Raw genomic sequence first — 18,219 nt, forward strand, 5'->3', positions numbered from 1 at the left:
ACGGAGAGGGCTGGGGAGAGGCCCCATTCTTTTCAACGCTTCCAGCAATTTGTCGTTCTCCATACGCGTACCAACAGTTACACGAAGGCAATTACAGCAAAGCGAGATATTATGGCGATTACGGACAATGATTCCCTCGCCTACCAGATAATTGTAAATTTTTACAGCATCCGTCACGCGTGCCAAGAAAAAGTTGGCATCCGAAGGAAACACTTTTAAGACACAAGGCAAGCCGGTAAAAGCGTCTTCCAAATACTCCCGTTCCTCCTTCAACATTTTCACCCAACGTTCTATCTCATCGTGTTTATGCAACATCTGCATCCCCTGTTTCTGGGTCAAGTCATTCACGTTATACGGATACTTGATTTTATTCAGGATATTAATAATATCGACGGAAGCAAAAGCCATCCCCAAACGGATAGCTGCACATCCCCATGCTTTGGAGAAAGTCTGGAGCACCACCAAGTTAGGATATTCCTTCAGATTGGCAAGGAAAGAAGGAGCCTCAGAGAAATCATTATAAGCCTCGTCAAGAACTACCAACCCTTCAAAGTGGTTCAAAACCTTTTCGATCTCCGTACGCAGCAAATCATTGCCTGTCGGATTATTAGGAGAACAGAGAAAAATCAATTTGGTATGTTCATCGGTTGCTGCCAGCAATTTATCGGCAGAGAATTGAAAATCCTCATCAAGCAGAACTTTCCGGTACTCCACATTATTCACATCTGCACAAACCTGATACATGCCATAAGTGGGATCGATAGCTACCACATTGTCTTCACCCGGTTCACAGAAAGCACGAAAAACAAGATCGATAGCCTCATCACTGCCATTTCCCAAAAAGATATGTTCGGAATCGACTTTTTTGATCCTGGCCAGCTCTTTTTTCAAATCACACTGCAACGGATCGGGATACCGGTTGTGTGGAAGATTATACGGATTCTCATTAGCGTCCAGAAATACGGAAGCAGCAGCCCCCTTATATTCATCCCGTGCCGAAGAATAAGGCTTCAGCTTCCAAATATTGGTGCGGGTTAGTTCTTGCAAGGTTTTCATGTGAATGTTTATGATTTATGATTAATATTTCTCAGACGGACGGTTACGGCATTCTTATGAGCATCCAACTGCTCATTGGCAGCCATCGTTTCAATAGCCGGACCGATAGCTTTCATACCATCAGAACAAATTTCCTGAAAAGTGATCTTACGGATAAAACTATCCAGACTTACACCGCTATATGCCTTTGCATAACCATTAGTAGGCAGCGTGTGATTGGTTCCTGATGCATAATCCCCTGCGCTCTCCGGAGAGAACGATCCTAAAAAGACAGAACCGGCATTCACTACGCGTTCTGCCACTTCCATATAGTCTGATGTCTCTACGATTAAATGCTCCGGAGCATATTCATTGGTCAGCTCTACCGCTTCATCCATGTCATTGACCAGAATCAATTTACTGTCAGCAAGTGACTTCTCTGCGATTTCACGACGAGGCAATTCGGCCAATTGCCTTTCCACTTCCTCCACTACGGCAGCCTGCAGTCGCTCAGAAGTCGTAATCAATATTGCCTGGCTATCAACTCCATGTTCTGCCTGCGAAAGTAGATCCGCAGCCACAAATACCGGATTTGCCGAATCATCAGCCAGCACCTCTACTTCCGAAGGTCCGGCAGGCATATCGATAGCGACATCACGCAGGCTGACCAACTGTTTGGCAGCAGTCACATACTGATTTCCCGGTCCGAAAATCTTATAAACTTTCGGTATACTTTCCGTTCCATAGGCCATAGCTGCAATAGCCTGCACACCACCGGCTTTGAATATTCTATCCACTCCCGCCAACCGTGCAGCAAAAAGGATAGCCGGATGTATTTTTCCTTTGCTATCGGGAGGTGTACAAAGAATAATGTCTTTGCAACCGGCAATCTTAGCCGGAACTGCCAGCATCAATACGGTAGAAAACAAAGGAGCCGTTCCTCCCGGAATATACAATCCCACTTTCTCAATACCTACCGCCTTTTGCCAACAAGTCACGCCCGGCATTGTCTCTACTTTCTTACCTACGAACTTTTGTGCCGCATGAAAACGTTCAATATTCTGCTTTGCCAAAGAGATGGCGGCTTTCAATTCTTCACTAACCAAAGCCACCCCTTCTTCCAATTCTTCATTCGTCACCGCAAGTGATGTCAACTCCGCCTTATCGAAAGTGGCTTCATACTCTATCACCGCCTTATCGCCCTCTGTCCGCACGCGGTCGATAATGCCACGTACAGTATCAAACAGACTTTCCGTATTGAGCGCGGGACGTCTCAATATCTCCGCCCACTTCTCTTTTGAAGGATATTTTATTACTTTCATCTTATTATTATATTATTCTTTCTTTTGTCTTGATACAAAAGAAAGAACCAAAGAAAAAATCAAGGCTGCATTTCCTACGCTACTGCACTGCGGTAAAAAGCTAAAGGGGCTCGAACTCGCTACGCTCAGACAATCGCCCCTTCTTACGCTTTTTACCTACGTTCCGTTTGACGCTACGGAAATGAGGCCGGGGGAACCATTCGGATGGAAATAGGATGTATATGCATATCTTACAAAGACATTTCGAAATACTATTCATATTCCTACTAATCCATACTCTGATTAATTCACACATTTTCTCAACTCATTCCTATTTTTCCATAATCAAGAATACTTTTCCATTCTTCCGACCATAGTTCGGGAATTTCCGTAGGGGCCTCATTTTCTCTCCGTCAAGCGAACGCCCGCAGTGGAGCGTCAGAAAGGGGCGATTGTCTGAGCGAAGCGAGTTCGAGCCCCTTTAGCGAAACGGAGGAAGTGAGTAGGAGAGAAAATGCAGCCTTGATTTTTTCTTTTGGTATCTTTTCTTTTGTATCAAGACAAAAGAAAAGTACATCACAATATCATTTTCTCTATCGGCAACACCAATATCCCCTCAGCCCCCAGTGCCTTCAGTTTTCCGATGATCTCCCAAAAACGTTTCTCGTCGAGCACCGTATGTACCGAGCACCAACCTTCTTGTGCCAACGGCATTACTGTCGGACTTTTCATTCCTGGAAGCACCGCCACGATCTCCTCCAATTTATCTTTCGGGGCATTCATCAATACATATTTCTTATCTTCCGCCGTTTTCACAGCATTCATACGGAACAACAGCTCGTTCAGAATTTCCTTTTTCTCATCGCACATATTCTTATTACCTATCAACAGCGCTTCCGATTTCATCACCACTTCCACCTCTTTCAAGCGATTGCTGACCAAAGTAGAACCGGAGCTGACAATATCAAAAATAGCATCAGCCAACCCGATACCCGGAGCCACCTCTACCGAACCGGTAATGACATGTACTTCCGCATTCACCCCTTTCGTTTTCATGTAATTCTCCAGAATCACAGGATAAGAGGTTGCAATCTTCTTGCCATTAAACCATTCCACACCGGGATAATCGATATCCTTCGGCATTGCCAGCGACAAACGGCATTTACTGAATCCGAGACGTTTGATGACTTCTGCGTCTTCCCCTTTTTCAACAAACTCATTCTCTCCCACAATTCCCAAATCAGCCACACCGGTAGCTACCGACTGAGGAATATCGTCATCCCTCAAGAACAACACTTCTACGGGAAAATTAGACGACTGTACCAACAACGTACGTTTAGTCGTACTCAATTTAATGTCTGATTCTTCCAAAAGTGCCATCGTTTCTTCAAACAAACGCCCTTTGGCCTGTACTGCGATTCTTAATAAACACATAATTTCATTTACTATTTAACGATTACTATTCACGATTGAAAAGAACTTCTATTTACGATAATAAAAAAAGGCTTACCTCACCGGCAAGCCTCGTTTTCTATATCATATATACACAATATCATACACGCCCACCGAGTTATTCGATCGAAAAATGATGATGATGATGTGTAGTTGTATATTTCATATTTTCATTCTTTACAGCGACAAAAGTATAGCATTCCATTCAAACCACCAAACATTTATCACAAAAAGTTCGATTTTAATTTCAAATTAAAGGAAGAATCTCTTCCGGTTCTACATCGCACGCCAAAAAGTGCATCTCGTTTTTCGACTTCTCCTGAGAGAACGTGAAATACGTACAAAGCGCTTCCGTACAAAGCTCACCGGCTTCATTGTAAAGTTTTGCATCTACCAAAACAATGTTGCGCTTTATCTCACGAATAGAGGCCCGCAATACCACATGGGAGTCTTTTGTACTGATCGACTTGCGATAGCGTGTCTCCATTTTAGAAGTCACCCCGGTAGTTTGCAGTTTCCGAAGAATCACCCAAGCGCAAATCTCATCCAGCAATACCGACTGGATACCTCCATGCAGCGTATCTATCCAGCCCTGATATTCCGGACGTGGCTTCCAAATACTTACTACCTCATCTCCATCTTCATAAAATTCCATCTTAACACCTGCTTCATTGTTAGGAGCACAACCGAAGCAATTATAACCTTCCAAACCCTTCCACGGGTTGATAATCTTTTTCATATCCCTGTTTTTTTATTTATAATATACATATTCACGTTCTTCATACAGCACCGGAACGTCGTTTATGAACTTCACCCTTGTCTTCCAATTGCCATATTCATCATTATAATTGTATCTTTCAGAACGATATTCCGGTCAGCATCCAATACCGTCTTACCATCTACCCGTCCCTGTTCGTCATAACTGTACCGATAAATCCGCTGAATTCCTTGTTGTTTTACCGAAACGGTTATCTCTTCTCTTATCCGGTTGTTTTTATCATATACATAGATCAGTTTTGTTTTGGCACTACCGTCCGGATTTAATAAATTCTCCACCGATATTCGTCCCTGTTTATCGTATCGGCAAAGTAAATCTGATCGACAATAGCACCGGGAGTCCATGCCGTATCTTTCCGGACCGCTTTATGCACAAAGGTACGGGTAGATTTAAAAAGAGGTACTTCTTGTTGCACTTGTGCAAAAGAAGGCATCCCCAAAAGTAGAAGAAACAAGAGGAGAAAGGCCCTCTTACATGAGCATATTTGATTTTTCATATTGTATCATTTATATAAAGTCCGCCACTCAAAACGGCATTGAAGAGTCACAAATATAAACGATTATCTTGAAAACAGTACTATCGTCCGTATTAAAAGTATATTATCAGAATGTAAAACTACACTCCACGCCTGCAATATGCTTCTTTTTATCCGGCTCATACTGATAGCAATAAAACACATCCAGTGACCATCTGTCAGTAATATCAATCTCCACACCGGGCCTATAGCGCATGCGTGCCACATCCCAAAAGGCAGCATCCCCAATTGCCTGATACAGTTCGATAGAAAAATAAGGAGAAACGATCCCTCTTTGCGGACTATAGCCTGCTTTCAACCTTGAGCGCAAATGACTTTCAACGTTCCCATTGGAAAAAGTCTGTTGAAAACGCTCGCGAAGTGAAAAATTGAAATGTTGCCATTTTACACTTCCTGTTGCTCCTACACGATATCGATGTCTGAATTTCCATCCTTCATTTCCTCTGTCCCGATGATGAATTTCATAACCGGCTTCTGCTTTCAAAAAAGAGAATATCTGATAGTTAGCTTCCGCAGCAAATCCCCAACGGTCAAATGACTTCATGGAATCTTTTGTACGCAATTCGAACTTTCCGGCTATCGTAAGTCCGGACACAGGGCGATGAGCGATTTTCAGACTCGTCCAGGTAGTAAAATCATCTTGTGCATGCAATTCTCCGAAGATACAACACAATAGAAATATGATCCAACTTCCTTTTTTTGCTATTTTCTTATTCACCATCTTAATTTATCTTCATAATTATGCAAAGATATGGCAATAATTTTGAAATCATTCTGAAATACATGCGATTAGTTGTCTGTCTTCTCCAAAAGAGAAATCATCAGTTTACTTGTAAAAACTTTATCCTTACTTTATTTGTTATTAGTATAAACTATTTAAAGAAAGGAATTAATATGAAAAAAGTAATAGATAAAGCTGCTTCAAGAGGTTATTTCAACCACGGTTGGTTAAAAACCCACCATACATTCAGTTTCGCTAATTATTATAATCCCGAAAGAATACATTTTGGTGCTTTACGAGTGTTAAATGACGACAGTGTCGATCCGTCTATGGGATTCGATACTCATCCGCACAAAAATATGGAGGTAATATCCATCCCTCTAAAGGGTTATCTAAGACATGGTGACAGCGTGCAAAACACTAAAACGATCACTCCGGGAGATATTCAGGTTATGAGTACCGGAAGCGGTATTTTTCACAGTGAATACAACGGAAGCGATAAAGAACAATTGGAGTTTTTGCAAATCTGGGTATTTCCAAGAGTGGAAAACACTAAACCCGAGTATAATAATTTCGATATACGCCCGCTACTGAAGAAAAACAAATTGGCAGTGATCATTTCTCCCAACGGTGAAACTCCGGCATCTATCAAACAAGACGCCTGGTTTTCAATGGGTAGCTTCGATGCCGGACAAACGATTGATTACAAAATGCATCAAGAAGGAAACGGAGTATATATGTTTGTCATTGAAGGTGAAATAGAAGTAGACGGCGATCACCTGTCAAAACGTGACGGTATCGGAATTTGGGACACCAAAGAATTCCAGATAAAGATTACTAAAGAGACTACTCTTTTATTGATGGAAGTGCCAATGAGATAAATAATGACAGGATAATATGCCAATGTGCCAATTGATGCGTAAAACATAGCGCAACAATTGGCACATTAACGTATTGGGGTATCGGTCGGTTATTTACGATAATTTTCCAAACCGGTTCTCAAGAATTCGATATATTTAGGAATATCCTCGTTATAGGCATAAGACTTATTCAGAGGTTTTCCTTCGTTATCCAGAAGAACATAAAACGGCTGGGCATTGGCACCGAACTTGACACGTTGCAGATAACTCCACTTATCACCTACCGTACGTAAAGTACGCTCAGTTCCATTTTCCACAATCTTTACCGGCTTGGTAAGAGGAGTTTTATTATCAACATACAGGGTAATCAGCACATAGTCGTCATTGATTATTTTGCTAACCGTAGGATCCGTCCATACGGCAAGTTCCATCTTACGGCAATTTACGCATCCATAACCGGTAAAATCGAGCATGACAGGTTTATTATGCAATCTTGCATATTCCATTCCCAAATCATAATCATCAAACTTGGCATGTACCTCATTGGTGTATAGATTAAAATCCTGTGTCTTCATAGGCGGCGCAAATGCACTGACAGCTTTCAATGGCGCTCCCCACAAGCCGGGAACCATATAAACCGCAAATGCAAGCGAAACCAATGCCATGAAGAAACGCGTCACACCTATCTTATTACTATCATCATCATGAGGAAACTTGATTTTCCCTAACAGATAGAAACCGAGCAGTGCAAAGATCACAATCCATAAAGCTAAAAACGTTTCACGATCAAGAATTCTCCAACCATAAGCAAGATCGGCAACCGACAAGAATTTCAAAGCGAAGGCCAGTTCAAGGAAACCGAGAGTAACCTTAATCACATTCATCCATCCTCCTGACTTCGGCATAGACTTCAACCAAGACGGGAACAAAGCAAACAAAGTAAACGGCAACGCCAAAGCAATGGCAAACCCCAACATACCGATGGCAGGAGCAACAACACTACCCGTGGTAGAAACCTGTACCAACAGGAAACCGATAATCGGACCGGTACAAGAAAAAGAGACCAAAGAGAGCGTAAATGCCATCAGGAAGATGCTTATCAAACCACCGGTCGACTCCGCTTTACTATCCACCGCATTGCTCCATTTGGAGGGTAAAGTTATCTCGAAAGCACCAAAGAAAGAGGCTGCAAAAACAATCAACATCAGACAGAAAAGGATGTTGAACACAGCATTGGTAGACAAGGCATTCAATGCACTCGCTCCAAAAATAGCTGTAATGGCCAATCCCAAAGTCACATAAATAACAACAATGGATGCCCCATATGTCCATGCATCACGGATGCCTTTTTTCTTGTCTTTACTGCGTTTCAAAAAGAAACTCACAGTCATGGGAATAATAGGCCATACACAAGGAGTGAACAAAGCAAGCAATCCCCCTAAAAATCCGGTAATAAAAATATAAATCCAGGACATATCATCTTGGGAATGCTCTTCACCTAAACTCTGTAGCTCGTTGATTACCGGTTTCCAAAGGTCGATTTCTCCATCGGAAACATTTATTCCGGTTGTTCCGTCCGCCCCACCGATGGTTGCAACAGAAGCAGTATCCGTAACGGTTTTCACAGTAGCTTGTTGCGGTGCAGGCTGAGTCCCGGACTGTGGAGCGGCTACAGCTTCTTTAGAAAAATCACCTTCAGCCTTACCGGAAAAGTGAAATGGAACCTGAGTAGGCGGAAGGCAACTTTCATCGTCACAAGCTCCATACTCCAGATATCCGTCCATATCGTAAGTACCGGCGGTAAACTTTATCTTTTGAACAAATTGCGCGGTATTTTCAAAATAACGGACTTTCATTTCAAAGAGCTTATCGAATGTCGAAACTTCCTTCCCCACAGGTTTCAACTTGCCTACAAGCTCTGCACCGGTCATCTTATCCACATTAAATGTAGCAGAAATAGGGCCACCATCTCCTAAATCAGTGGAATAGACATGCCATCCCCTATCAATAGTACCGGTAAAAATAATCTCTCCCTCCGTATCAGACAGGGTTTTCAGTTCTGTCTTAAACTTTACGGGATCTTGGATCTGCGCATGAGCCGCCAAAACGACGAACATCAGCAACAAAAAAGAACATACTTTTCTCATTCTCTATTCGTTTTTCTTATTATAACAGTCGGAAAAGCGATCCGGTTCATTAAACTATTTCATAGTCTACGCACGAACGGCTTTCCTTTGCTTCGGCAATAATCTTACCGGCAGCCACATGATCGGGATGAGTGGCATAGAATTTTACATCATCCAGGTTGTCAAATTCACTATACAATGCAATATGCCAAGATTCTCCCGGGTTCATATTCAGTCCCACTTCAATCTTACGAATAACGGATATTTTTGCAGGCAGAGCCTCTATCGCTTCTTTAAATTTATTCATTACAACAAGTTTATCAGTTTCCGGAACTTCATCCTTTAACTTAAATAATACAATGTGTTTTACCATAACGTTGCTATTTTAATTTATTGTTTATATATTTGTCAGCCGAAGCTGCATTTATTTCAATGCAAAATTACTCTATTTGTTTCAAATATACACTATCAACAGATGTTAATAATAGGAATAGCAGGCGGAACGGGCTCAGGAAAGACCACCGTCGTACGGAAAATAATTGAAAGTCTCCCTGCCGGTGAAGTAGTACTGCTCCCCCAGGATTCGTATTATAAAGATAGTAGTCATGTACCTGTGGAAGAGCGCCAAAATATCAATTTCGACCATCCGGACGCTTTTGAATGGAGCCTGCTCTCGAAGCATGTCTCGATGCTAAAAGAAGGCAAGAGCATCGAGCAACCTACCTATTCATACCTCACTTGTACCCGTCAGCCGGAAACAATCCATATCGAACCGCGTGAAGTAGTTATCATCGAAGGAATTCTTGCCCTTTGCGATAAAAAACTACGCAATATGATGGACCTCAAAATATTTGTAGATGCCGATCCGGATGAACGCCTGATACGCGTCATTCAACGGGATGTGGTGGAACGCGGACGGACGGCTGAAGCCGTGATGGAACGTTATACACGTGTATTGAAACCGATGCATCAACAGTTCATCGAACCTTGTAAAAGATACGCCGACCTTATCGTACCCGAAGGAGGCAACAATGAAGTGGCAATCGATATCCTGACCATGTATATCAAGAAACACTTAGGATAGACATGACGGCCCGGCGCTCTATATTGCCCGTCTTTTTCATTATTCTTTTCTCCATATTGGCCTGTAAACACAGACATCATCCGGCAGAAGAGACAGGAGCCTATGATTTGACCCAGATTAAAGACAGTGGAGAGCTGGTGGTACTAACGTTATACAGTTCGACTACTTATTTCATTTACCGTGGACAGGAAATGGGATTCCAATATGAATTAAGCGAGCAATTTGCCAAAAGCTTAGGAGTTAAACTGCGTGTTGAAGTAGCACGGAACGTGTCTGAACTGATCCAAAAACTATTATCCGGTGAAGGAGATCTGATTGCCTATAACCTGCCCATCACCAAAGAATGGAAAGACAGCCTCATTTATTGTGGAGAGGAAGTGATTACACATCAGGTAATCGTACAACGGAACAATGGCAAAACAAAACCGATAACAGACGTCACAGAACTCATCGGCAAAGAAGTATATGTAAAGCCCGGTAAATATTACGACCGGCTTGTCAATCTGAACAATGAATTGGGAGGCGGCATACAAATACACAAAGTGACGGGCGACAGCATCACGGCGGAGGATCTGATCACACAAGTAGCACAAGGGAAAATACCTTATACGGTAGCTGATAACGACCTGGCCAGGCTGAACACCACTTACTATCCCAATCTCAATATCAAGCTTTCCATCAGCTTCGACCAGCGAGCATCATGGGCTGTACGCAAAGATTGCCCGCAACTGGCGGCAGCAGCAGATAAATGGCACGAAGAGAATATGACCTCACCGGCTTATACGGCGAGCACGAAACGATACTTTGAAATCAGCAAATCGGTTCCCCACTCCCCCATCCTCTCGCTCCGTGAAGGAAAAATTTCCCATTACGACAATTTATTTAAGAAGTATTCCAAAGAGATTGACTGGGACTGGCGTTTACTGGCCTCATTAGCCTATACGGAATCGAATTTCGATACGACAGCCGTATCTTGGGCAGGAGCCAGAGGATTGATGCAGTTAATGCCGCAAACAGCACGGGCTATGGGAGTGCCACCCGGTAAAGAACAAAATCCGGAAGAGAGCATCAAAGCAGCAGTAAAATACATCAAACTAACAGACAGAAGCCTCAGCGCGATTCCCGATAAAGAAGAACGTATCAAATTTATCCTGGCGTCCTATAACGCCGGTTTAGGGCATATCTACGATGCCATTGCCTTGGCCGACAAGTACGGAAAAGACAAAAACACCTGGAACAACAACGTCGAAAACTACATCCTGCTGAAAAGCAATGAAGAATATTTCACCGACCCGGTCTGTAAAAACGGATATTTCCGTGGAATAGAAACATACAATTTCGTAAGAGATATCATATCAAGATACGAATCGTATAAAAAGAAAATAAAAGAATAATCGCTCAAAAACTATCCCTTGCGGTATTGCTGTGGTGACTGTCCTGTCTGTTTTTTGAAAAATGTGCCAAAATAAGAAGCATTCGGAAAGTTAAAAAAATCAGAAATTTCCTGAATGCTTTTTTGAGTGTTTTTAAGTAGCGAAATGCTTTTTCGGATATCAGTTGAATCAGCCTGATAAATATCTCATACTTATGTCCGACAGAGGTTTTCAGATTCATCAGTTTTCGGTTGTAGACGGAGCATATCCGATATGTTAATCCAAGAAGCTGCAGTAACTTGACCCAGATAATACATTTTACAAATTTGCAGGATGAAGTAATATAAAGAGTCTGGTTATAAAGTGACATCTGCAACTGTAACCCTACATTGGACCATACCGCAAAGTATGGGTTACGTTGTAAGGCGTACCGTAAGCAGAACCGTCGGTTACGGATACGGAGGGATCGATATTGTCATTGTAATTGGCAAAACCGTTAATTTGTGGAAGTAGCTTAGCGCAGTTTTCAGAAATGCCATATCTGCCTTTCTGTATCTCATTGCGCTTACTCTATAAAGACGGATTATTTTCTATACCCATCTCAAGACAGTTCTCAAGTGTCAGTGTTTCTTGTGCGCTGGCACTCGTAACCGACAGGTAGAAAAACATAGGTAAAATATCTATTCGTATTTCCAAAATGGAAAATGTTCTTAAGGTCAGCAAACAGCCACCTGTTTATATCTTTCCTTTAGGTGGAATTTATTGATAGTGTATTTTCTTTTCATCATACTTTTGTTTCGGTTGCTGCTGCACCGCAGGATATCCGAAAGGAATGACACAAAGCGGAAGAATATTCTCGGGAAGAGCAATATACTTGCGCACTACCTCCATACGGTCTTCATAAGGATATGCCGCAGTCCACACAGCACCCAACCCCAAACTTTCAGCAGCTAAAAGAATATTCTGCGCGGCAGCCGAACAATCCAGATACCAATAAGAAGAACGGGTGGAATCACCGCAAACCACAATGGCATAACGGGCCTCAGTAAGCATCTTAGCATAGGGCAAAGCCGCAGCCATAGAATCGAGAGAAGCACGTTCGGTTATAACATAGAACTCCCAAGGACGCAGATCTTTACCAGAAGGGGCAGCCATACCGGCGCGGAGCATCAAGTCGATCTTTTCCTTTTCAACTCCTTTATTCAAATAAGTACGCACACTCTTACGCGCAAAAATATTATCCAAAGCAGCGTTAGCAGAAGCAGACTCCGAGTTTTGCGGAGCAGAAGAACAAGAGATGACACTTGCCAACAGAACCGCCACCGGCAATAATAAGAAACAGATCTTTTTCATACTTATATCAATTAAAACAGATTCAGTTTATTCTTTTGCGCTTCCTCGAGCGACACTGTTTCACGACGCATCATTCCACTCTTATCACGCAATTCTTCATATTCTTTCGTCAGTTCTATCGCCAACTCTTCCTTTGTTTTCGGATTAAGCAGACGCGCCGCTACACCGGCATTTTGAGAAGCGTCTTTCAAATGAACGACCGGAGCATGATAAACAGGAGCAATCTTCAAAGCGGTATGCATCTTTGAAGTCGTAGCACCACCTATTAACAAAGGAATATCCAAACCGGCCTTTTCCAATTCCATAGCCACGTGAACCATTTCTTCCAAAGAGGGAGTGATCAACCCACTCAGGCCAATCATATCTACTTTTTCCTCAATAGCATGCTGTACAATGGTTTCGGCGGGCACCATTACTCCTAAATCTACAATATCATAACCGTTACAAGCCATCACCACAGATACTATGTTCTTACCGATGTCGTGCACGTCTCCTTTTACAGTAGCCAGCAACACCTTACCGGCAGAGGAAGCTCCTTCCTGTTTCTCCGATTCAATAATCGGCTGTAAAATAGCCACTGCTTTTTTCATCGTACGCGCCGTTTTCACAACCTGAGGTAAAAACATTTTCCCCGCTCCGAACAACTCGCCTACATGATTCATCCCATCCATTAAAGGGCCCTCTATCACATCGACCGCCTTTTCATACAACGGTAATGCTTCCGCAAGATCCTCTTCCAGAAAATCACCTATCCCTTTGATCAATGCATGTTGCAAGCGTTCTTGTACTGTTCCGTCGCGCCAAGCCTGATGAACGGACAATTGAGAGTTGGAAGTCGACAACTGTGCGTCCGTGCCCTTACCGGCCTTCAATGCTTCGGCAAGTTCGATCAAACGCTCGGCAGCATCCGGACGACGGTTAAGAACGACATCCTCTATCTTTTCGAGCACATCAGCAGCAATATCCGTATACAGAACAGAAGTAGCCGGATTGACAATTCCCATATCCATTCCCTGCTGGATAGCATGATAAAGGAACACGGCGTGCATTGCTTCACGAATATAATTATTCCCTCGGAAAGAGAACGAGAGATTACTAACACCGCCACTCACATGCGCACCGGGGAGATTCTTCCGTATCCAGCCCGTCGCATTGATAAAATCGACTGCATAATTATTATGCTCTTCGATACCGGTAGCTACAGCCAAAACATTCGGATCAAAAATAATATCCTGCGGATTAAAACCGACTTTATCCACCAATAGCCGATAAGCCCGTTCGCAGACCTCTATCTTACGGGCAGCAGTATCTGCCTGACCTTTTTCATCAAATGCCATCACTACGGCAGCAGCACCATATTGCCTGATAATACGGGCATGTTCCAGAAATTTCTCCTCACCTTCTTTCAAAGAGATAGAGTTTACCACCGATTTGCCTTGAAGGCATTTCAAACCGGCTTCAATAACTTCCCATTTAGAAGAGTCGATCATCACAGGAACACGGGCTATCTCCGGTTCGGAAGCTATCAGATTGAGGAAAGTAGTCATTTCCTGACGAGCATCCAGCAAACCGTCATCCATATTCACATCGATAATCAGCGCACCGTCTTCCACTTGCTGACGGGCAATGGAAAGTGCTTCGTCATATTTCTTCTCATTAATCAGACGCAGAAATTTACGCGAACCGGCCACATTACAACGTTCACCGATATTCACAAAATTTATCTCGGGCTTTACTTCCAGAAGTTCAAGCCCGGAAAGCCAAAGACACTCCGGTTTCCGAACCGGCACATGTGGGCGGGCTCCTTCTATTAAAGCCGGATATTCGGCAATGTATGCATCGGTAGTGCCACAACAGCCACCAATGATATTAATCAAACCTTCATGGATATATTCTTTGACTTCATGGGCCATATCAGCCGGGCTCTGGTCATACTGCCCCAAACTATTGGGAAGTCCGGCATTCGGATAAGCACTGATATAATAAGGAGCACGGGCAGCCAGTTGTTCAAGGAAAGGTTTCAACTGCCTCGCACCAAACGAACAATTTAATCCGACAGAGAAAATATTGGCATGTTGCACAGAAGCTAAAAAAGCATCCAGCGTCTGACCGGAAAGCGTACGTCCACCTGTATCGGAAACAGTAACAGAAAGCATTATGGGTACTTCGACCCCTGTTATCTTTATAGCTTGTTCGGCTGCATAAACAGCCGCTTTAGCATTCAACGTGTCGAAAATCGTTTCAATCAGAATCGCATCCACTCCACCTTCGAGCATAGCTTCCATCTGTTGCTGGTAGGCATCGGCCAATTCATCGTAACTCAAAGCGCGGAAAGCCGGATTATTCACATCCGGGCTCATAGAACAAGTCTTATTGGTAGGTCCCACAGAACCAGCTACAAAACGAGGCTTTTGCGGATTTTTAGCCGTATATTCATCAGCCACCTCACGGGCCAGTTTTACAGCTGCCAAATTTATTTCACGTACATACTGCTCTACATGATAATCGGCCATAGAGACTGTGGTCGAACTGAAAGTATTTGTTTCAATAATATCGGCACCGGCTTCAAGATATTTACGATGAATATCCTGAATCACATCCGGACGAGTAAGACAAAGCAAATCATTATTCCCTTTCAACTGCCCGGGAATATGCGCGAAACGCTCGCCGCGAAAATCTTCTTCTTTTAAGTTGTATTGCTGAATCATGGTACCCATCGCCCCATCCAATATAAGGATACGCTGGGATACCAATTGCGGAATAGTTATTTTATCCATCTCTATTTATCACCTGTCTACTTTATCACTCACCGTCTATCGCTAATCACCATCACTAATCACTTACCACTAAATCACAATCTTCACCTTTTGAACATTCTGTCCATATCGCGACGGTCATCTTTTTCTTTCAGAGATTCACGTTTATCATACTGCTTTTTACCTTTTGCCAAAGCTACCACAACTTTAGCCAATCCTTTTTCATTGACGAACATACGAACCGGTACAATAGTAAAGCCGGTTTCCTTGGTGCCGCGTTCGAGTTTCTTCAACTCTTTTTTATTAAGTAACAGCTTCCTGTCTCTACGAGCTGTATGATTATTGTACGAGCCATAGAAATACTCGGCGATGTGCATATTCTTCACCCACAACTCACCTTTGGCAAAGTAGCAAAACGTATCTACCAGACTTGCCTTTCCCATACGGATGGATTTGATTTCCGTTCCGGTAAGCACAATACCTGCCGTATAAGTATCAATCAGTTCATAGTCGAATGTAGCACGTTTATTCTTTATATTTACAGGAGCCAGTTTCATTTGTTTCTTAATTTAATATTGCTGTTAGCTTATTGAACACGAATTGAATCACCGCCGGACACAGTATTAACAACAGGGATGATAAAATGGTGAATCGTAACCGATTCTTTTCTTCAACTTGCATCACAATCGGCACACCTTCCCACACCACATAGACGATATAAAACTGCAATAACCAACCGATAATACTGAAATCCGGCAACAAACCGGTAATTATTTTAAGCAGGAAAGTGACTACCAATGCATATCCGGCAAATTGTTGGGTCAAAGGAACATCGTCGGACATCCCGAACATTTGTACCCGTAATTGATTGATGGCATATGCAGCCAGAAAATAACCGCCGAACAATGCCACTGCCACTGCACAACACTGCGTCATAGCTATCTGAAAACTTTGCGGACCACCCCAACCGTTGACCAACAGAGAACCTATAAATACGGCAAGACCACATAAACCAATCATAGGATAGACAAAAGCTCCGAAAACCTTTCGCCTATCCTCTTCCAAACGAATTTCCTCCCAGGCCTTGGCCGGAGAGGAAATCAATGACATCGATATCTTAAATAATTCTTTGTAATTCAATATTATTCCTCTACTTTATAAGTAAGAGAATACTCTCTCTTCTTAGTTCTTTCATCATCCAACTTGTTATTGACAGTGTTCTCATCAACCTCAACAATAATCTTCACTTCTTTTCCCGGCAAAGTAGGCAAATAATTCGCAAGATCAAAGCTCTTGTAATATAAATACGGATAAGTACCTGCCACATTTGCAGAAATCAAAGTAACACCATCTTTTTCAGGTGTTCCACCATGACGCAAATAAAACTTAATAACACCATCCTCAACCTCCTCATTAGGATAGTTTACCAATGTAAACGAATGCTGCTTTTCCTGAACATAATATGATATTCCAGCAAAAAGATAACGATTATCCAAAATATAGAAATTTTCTTCACTCGTGGAAGAAGAGCTCATCACGTTGGTAACACGTATGATAGGAGCTGTAGCAACAGAATCATTGGAGGCTCCTTTTTCTGCTACACTCTCCACCGTACCATCTAACGATACAGCATAATTTAAAGTTACATTTTTCAACGTATTGGTTGCTCCCGAATTTCCACTCGCTTCATCATTGGAATAAGTGCAAGCAATATAGGCCATCTTGGTGGAAGAAGGATCAAATTTATAAGTTTCCTCGACAGAAAAAAGAAAAAAATTAAAAACCCCCCCCCCCAGCCATTAATGAAGTAGTAGTAGGTTGTATTTTAAGTTCACCTATTTTAAAATAAGTGCCTCCGTAAACAGAAGAAATAACCTCCACCGGTCCTTGCCATATAGGAGTATAATTATCATCTGAATTCATACAAGAAGTAAAACCAATACCCATTAAAACAATCAGGGTCAATACCAAAACTTTCACTTGTTTCATAAATCTATTTTTTAGAGTTTGCAAAGATATAAATTCTAATTCACAATTAGTAAATGCAGAGACTTAAAAAATACTGCACCGGTTATTTAATTATTTCTCCAAACTCACTTTCTTGTATAAATCGGATGGACTAAATAGCATATCTTTATTTTTAACACCTAAATTATGATTATACGAAGAAATAAAGAACAGCCTTTTACATCACTTTATTATCTCTCCAAACAGTTCTAAATGTTCATCTACATAACTTGCAATGATTACCGTCACCTGTTCCTCCATTTCAAAATACTCTTCTTCCAGCTCATCAAAAGCTTCATACTGTTCATACATTGCCATGAATTCATCTTCGGTACGCTCTTTTTCAAGATCTTCACGATGGGCATCATAAATTTTCTTTGCCCGATAGACAAGCTTAGAAAACTCTTCCGCCCCCCATAAACGCATTACTTTAGCAAAGGGATTATCAAAAATATAACCACCATATCCATTCTGAATCAATTGACAGAAACCGCCTACCATAATCTCATCACGGAATATCTGATAAGCCAATAACGAATGTTGCTCACCCGTAAGCAAAGCCATTGTTCCGGCAGTCAGCTCACCTCCTATCGCTTCTTTATATTTATCGGTAAACACTTGGATAAACTCATCCATTCCCTCACCTGCCGCTTTTTGCAAGACCGCATCTGACAATTCTATCATAATTCTATTTACTATTTATATTAATGTTGCAAAGTTACGAACTTTATTAAAGAAACCCCTTTTTGACAACTACTATTTTCAAGTATATATAAATGTATGGTTTGAGAACATATATATTATGTTTGTTTGTGTGTGTAATAGGTAGGTGGTACCA

The 18,219-nt window shown here is 42.1% G+C and carries 19 protein-coding genes and 2 pseudogenes; 3 read left to right on the forward strand and 18 right to left on the reverse strand.

Features of this window, described 5'->3' with window-relative positions:
* From hisC to QVP90_RS18415, 7 genes are all read right to left on the reverse strand, one after another.
* On the reverse strand, window positions 1-1,056 hold a 1,056-nt coding region (gene hisC, locus QVP90_RS18385; protein WP_288204912.1), incomplete at its 3' end, for a histidinol-phosphate transaminase.
* Between the two features lie 8 nt (window positions 1,057-1,064).
* Window positions 1,065-2,357: a histidinol dehydrogenase gene (gene hisD / locus QVP90_RS18390; protein ID WP_021937233.1), complete on the reverse strand. Its 1,293-nt coding sequence runs from the start codon at window positions 2,355-2,357 to the stop codon at window positions 1,065-1,067.
* Window positions 2,358-2,912: 555 nt separating this feature from the next.
* The gene (hisG, locus tag QVP90_RS18395) at window positions 2,913-3,770 is read right to left on the reverse strand and encodes an ATP phosphoribosyltransferase (protein ID WP_021937234.1); all 858 of its coding nucleotides are present in this window, start codon (window positions 3,768-3,770) and stop codon (window positions 2,913-2,915) included.
* 265 nt (window positions 3,771-4,035) lie between these two features.
* Window positions 4,036-4,527 carry a PaaI family thioesterase gene (locus tag QVP90_RS18400; protein WP_005923846.1) on the reverse strand — a complete coding sequence of 164 codons (492 nt, stop codon included), beginning with the start codon at window positions 4,525-4,527 and terminating at the stop codon, window positions 4,036-4,038.
* A gap of 71 nt (window positions 4,528-4,598) precedes the next feature.
* Window positions 4,599-4,844, reverse strand: a complete 246-nt coding sequence (locus tag QVP90_RS18405) for a yD repeat (Two copies) (protein WP_021937235.1) — start codon at window positions 4,842-4,844, stop codon at window positions 4,599-4,601.
* Window positions 4,829-5,062 (reverse strand): hypothetical protein, encoded by a 234-nt coding sequence (locus QVP90_RS18410; RefSeq protein ID WP_021937236.1) that lies wholly within the window; start codon window positions 5,060-5,062, stop codon window positions 4,829-4,831. Before QVP90_RS18410 ends, QVP90_RS18405 begins: the two co-directional genes overlap by 16 nt.
* A 106-nt stretch (window positions 5,063-5,168) precedes the next feature.
* The gene (locus tag QVP90_RS18415; RefSeq protein ID WP_021937237.1) at window positions 5,169-5,822 is read right to left on the reverse strand and encodes a DUF2490 domain-containing protein; all 654 of its coding nucleotides are present in this window, start codon (window positions 5,820-5,822) and stop codon (window positions 5,169-5,171) included.
* A 173-nt stretch (window positions 5,823-5,995) separates the two neighbouring features.
* Between QVP90_RS18415 and QVP90_RS18420 the strand changes: the two genes are divergently transcribed.
* The gene (locus tag QVP90_RS18420) at window positions 5,996-6,703 is read left to right on the forward strand and encodes a pirin family protein (protein WP_025819386.1); all 708 of its coding nucleotides are present in this window, start codon (window positions 5,996-5,998) and stop codon (window positions 6,701-6,703) included.
* An 89-nt stretch (window positions 6,704-6,792) separates the two neighbouring features.
* Here QVP90_RS18420 and QVP90_RS18425 read toward each other — a convergent pair whose 3' ends face one another.
* Window positions 6,793-8,829, reverse strand: coding sequence for a protein-disulfide reductase DsbD family protein (locus QVP90_RS18425; protein ID WP_007480411.1), 2,037 nt, complete (start codon window positions 8,827-8,829; stop codon window positions 6,793-6,795).
* Window positions 8,830-8,878: 49 nt separating this feature from the next.
* Complete coding sequence (locus QVP90_RS18430) at window positions 8,879-9,181, reverse strand: Dabb family protein (RefSeq protein WP_005923862.1); 303 nt, start codon at window positions 9,179-9,181, stop codon at window positions 8,879-8,881.
* Window positions 9,182-9,283: 102 nt separating this feature from the next.
* Here QVP90_RS18430 and udk point away from each other — a divergent pair, with 102 nt between their 5' ends.
* Together udk and QVP90_RS18440 are read left to right on the forward strand one after the other, a co-directional pair.
* Complete coding sequence (gene udk / locus QVP90_RS18435; protein WP_005923864.1) at window positions 9,284-9,892, forward strand: uridine kinase; 609 nt, start codon at window positions 9,284-9,286, stop codon at window positions 9,890-9,892.
* Window positions 9,893-9,894: 2 nt separating this feature from the next.
* Window positions 9,895-11,286, forward strand: coding sequence for a transglycosylase SLT domain-containing protein (locus QVP90_RS18440; RefSeq protein WP_021937238.1), 1,392 nt, complete (start codon window positions 9,895-9,897; stop codon window positions 11,284-11,286).
* Between the two features lie 11 nt (window positions 11,287-11,297).
* Here the strand turns inward: QVP90_RS18440 and QVP90_RS18445 are convergent.
* The 9 genes and pseudogenes from QVP90_RS18445 to QVP90_RS18485 all read right to left on the reverse strand — a co-directional run.
* Window positions 11,298-11,560, reverse strand: a pseudogene (locus QVP90_RS18445) (helix-turn-helix domain-containing protein); the annotation flags it as partial.
* A pseudogene (locus QVP90_RS18450) lies at window positions 11,556-11,934 on the reverse strand (TolC family protein); the annotation flags it as partial. The pseudogenes QVP90_RS18445 and QVP90_RS18450, both read right to left, overlap by 5 nt.
* A 90-nt stretch (window positions 11,935-12,024) precedes the next feature.
* Window positions 12,025-12,618, reverse strand: a complete 594-nt coding sequence (locus QVP90_RS18455) for a nitroreductase family protein (RefSeq protein ID WP_007480409.1) — start codon at window positions 12,616-12,618, stop codon at window positions 12,025-12,027.
* 11 nt (window positions 12,619-12,629) lie between these two features.
* Window positions 12,630-15,395, reverse strand: a complete 2,766-nt coding sequence (gene metH, locus QVP90_RS18460) for a methionine synthase (RefSeq protein WP_021937239.1) — start codon at window positions 15,393-15,395, stop codon at window positions 12,630-12,632.
* Between the two features lie 83 nt (window positions 15,396-15,478).
* Complete coding sequence (gene smpB, locus QVP90_RS18465; RefSeq protein WP_005923872.1) at window positions 15,479-15,931, reverse strand: SsrA-binding protein; 453 nt, start codon at window positions 15,929-15,931, stop codon at window positions 15,479-15,481.
* Window positions 15,932-15,938: 7 nt separating this feature from the next.
* Entirely contained in the window at window positions 15,939-16,484 is a 546-nt protein-coding gene (locus QVP90_RS18470; RefSeq protein WP_044093961.1) for a Yip1 family protein, read from the reverse strand.
* Between the two features lie 32 nt (window positions 16,485-16,516).
* Window positions 16,517-17,095 carry a hypothetical protein gene (locus QVP90_RS18475; protein ID WP_021937240.1) on the reverse strand — a complete coding sequence of 193 codons (579 nt, stop codon included), beginning with the start codon at window positions 17,093-17,095 and terminating at the stop codon, window positions 16,517-16,519.
* Window positions 17,096-17,150: 55 nt separating this feature from the next.
* A complete protein-coding gene (locus QVP90_RS18480; protein ID WP_021937241.1) occupies window positions 17,151-17,363 on the reverse strand; it encodes a hypothetical protein in 213 nt (70 codons plus the stop codon).
* A gap of 201 nt (window positions 17,364-17,564) precedes the next feature.
* Window positions 17,565-18,065, reverse strand: a complete 501-nt coding sequence (locus QVP90_RS18485; protein ID WP_021937242.1) for a DMP19 family protein — start codon at window positions 18,063-18,065, stop codon at window positions 17,565-17,567.
* Window positions 18,066-18,219 lie beyond the last annotated feature (154 nt).

This window comes from Bacteroides sp. CAG:189, assembly GCF_000432295.1.
Classification (GTDB): domain Bacteria; phylum Bacteroidota; class Bacteroidia; order Bacteroidales; family Bacteroidaceae; genus Bacteroides; species Bacteroides salyersiae.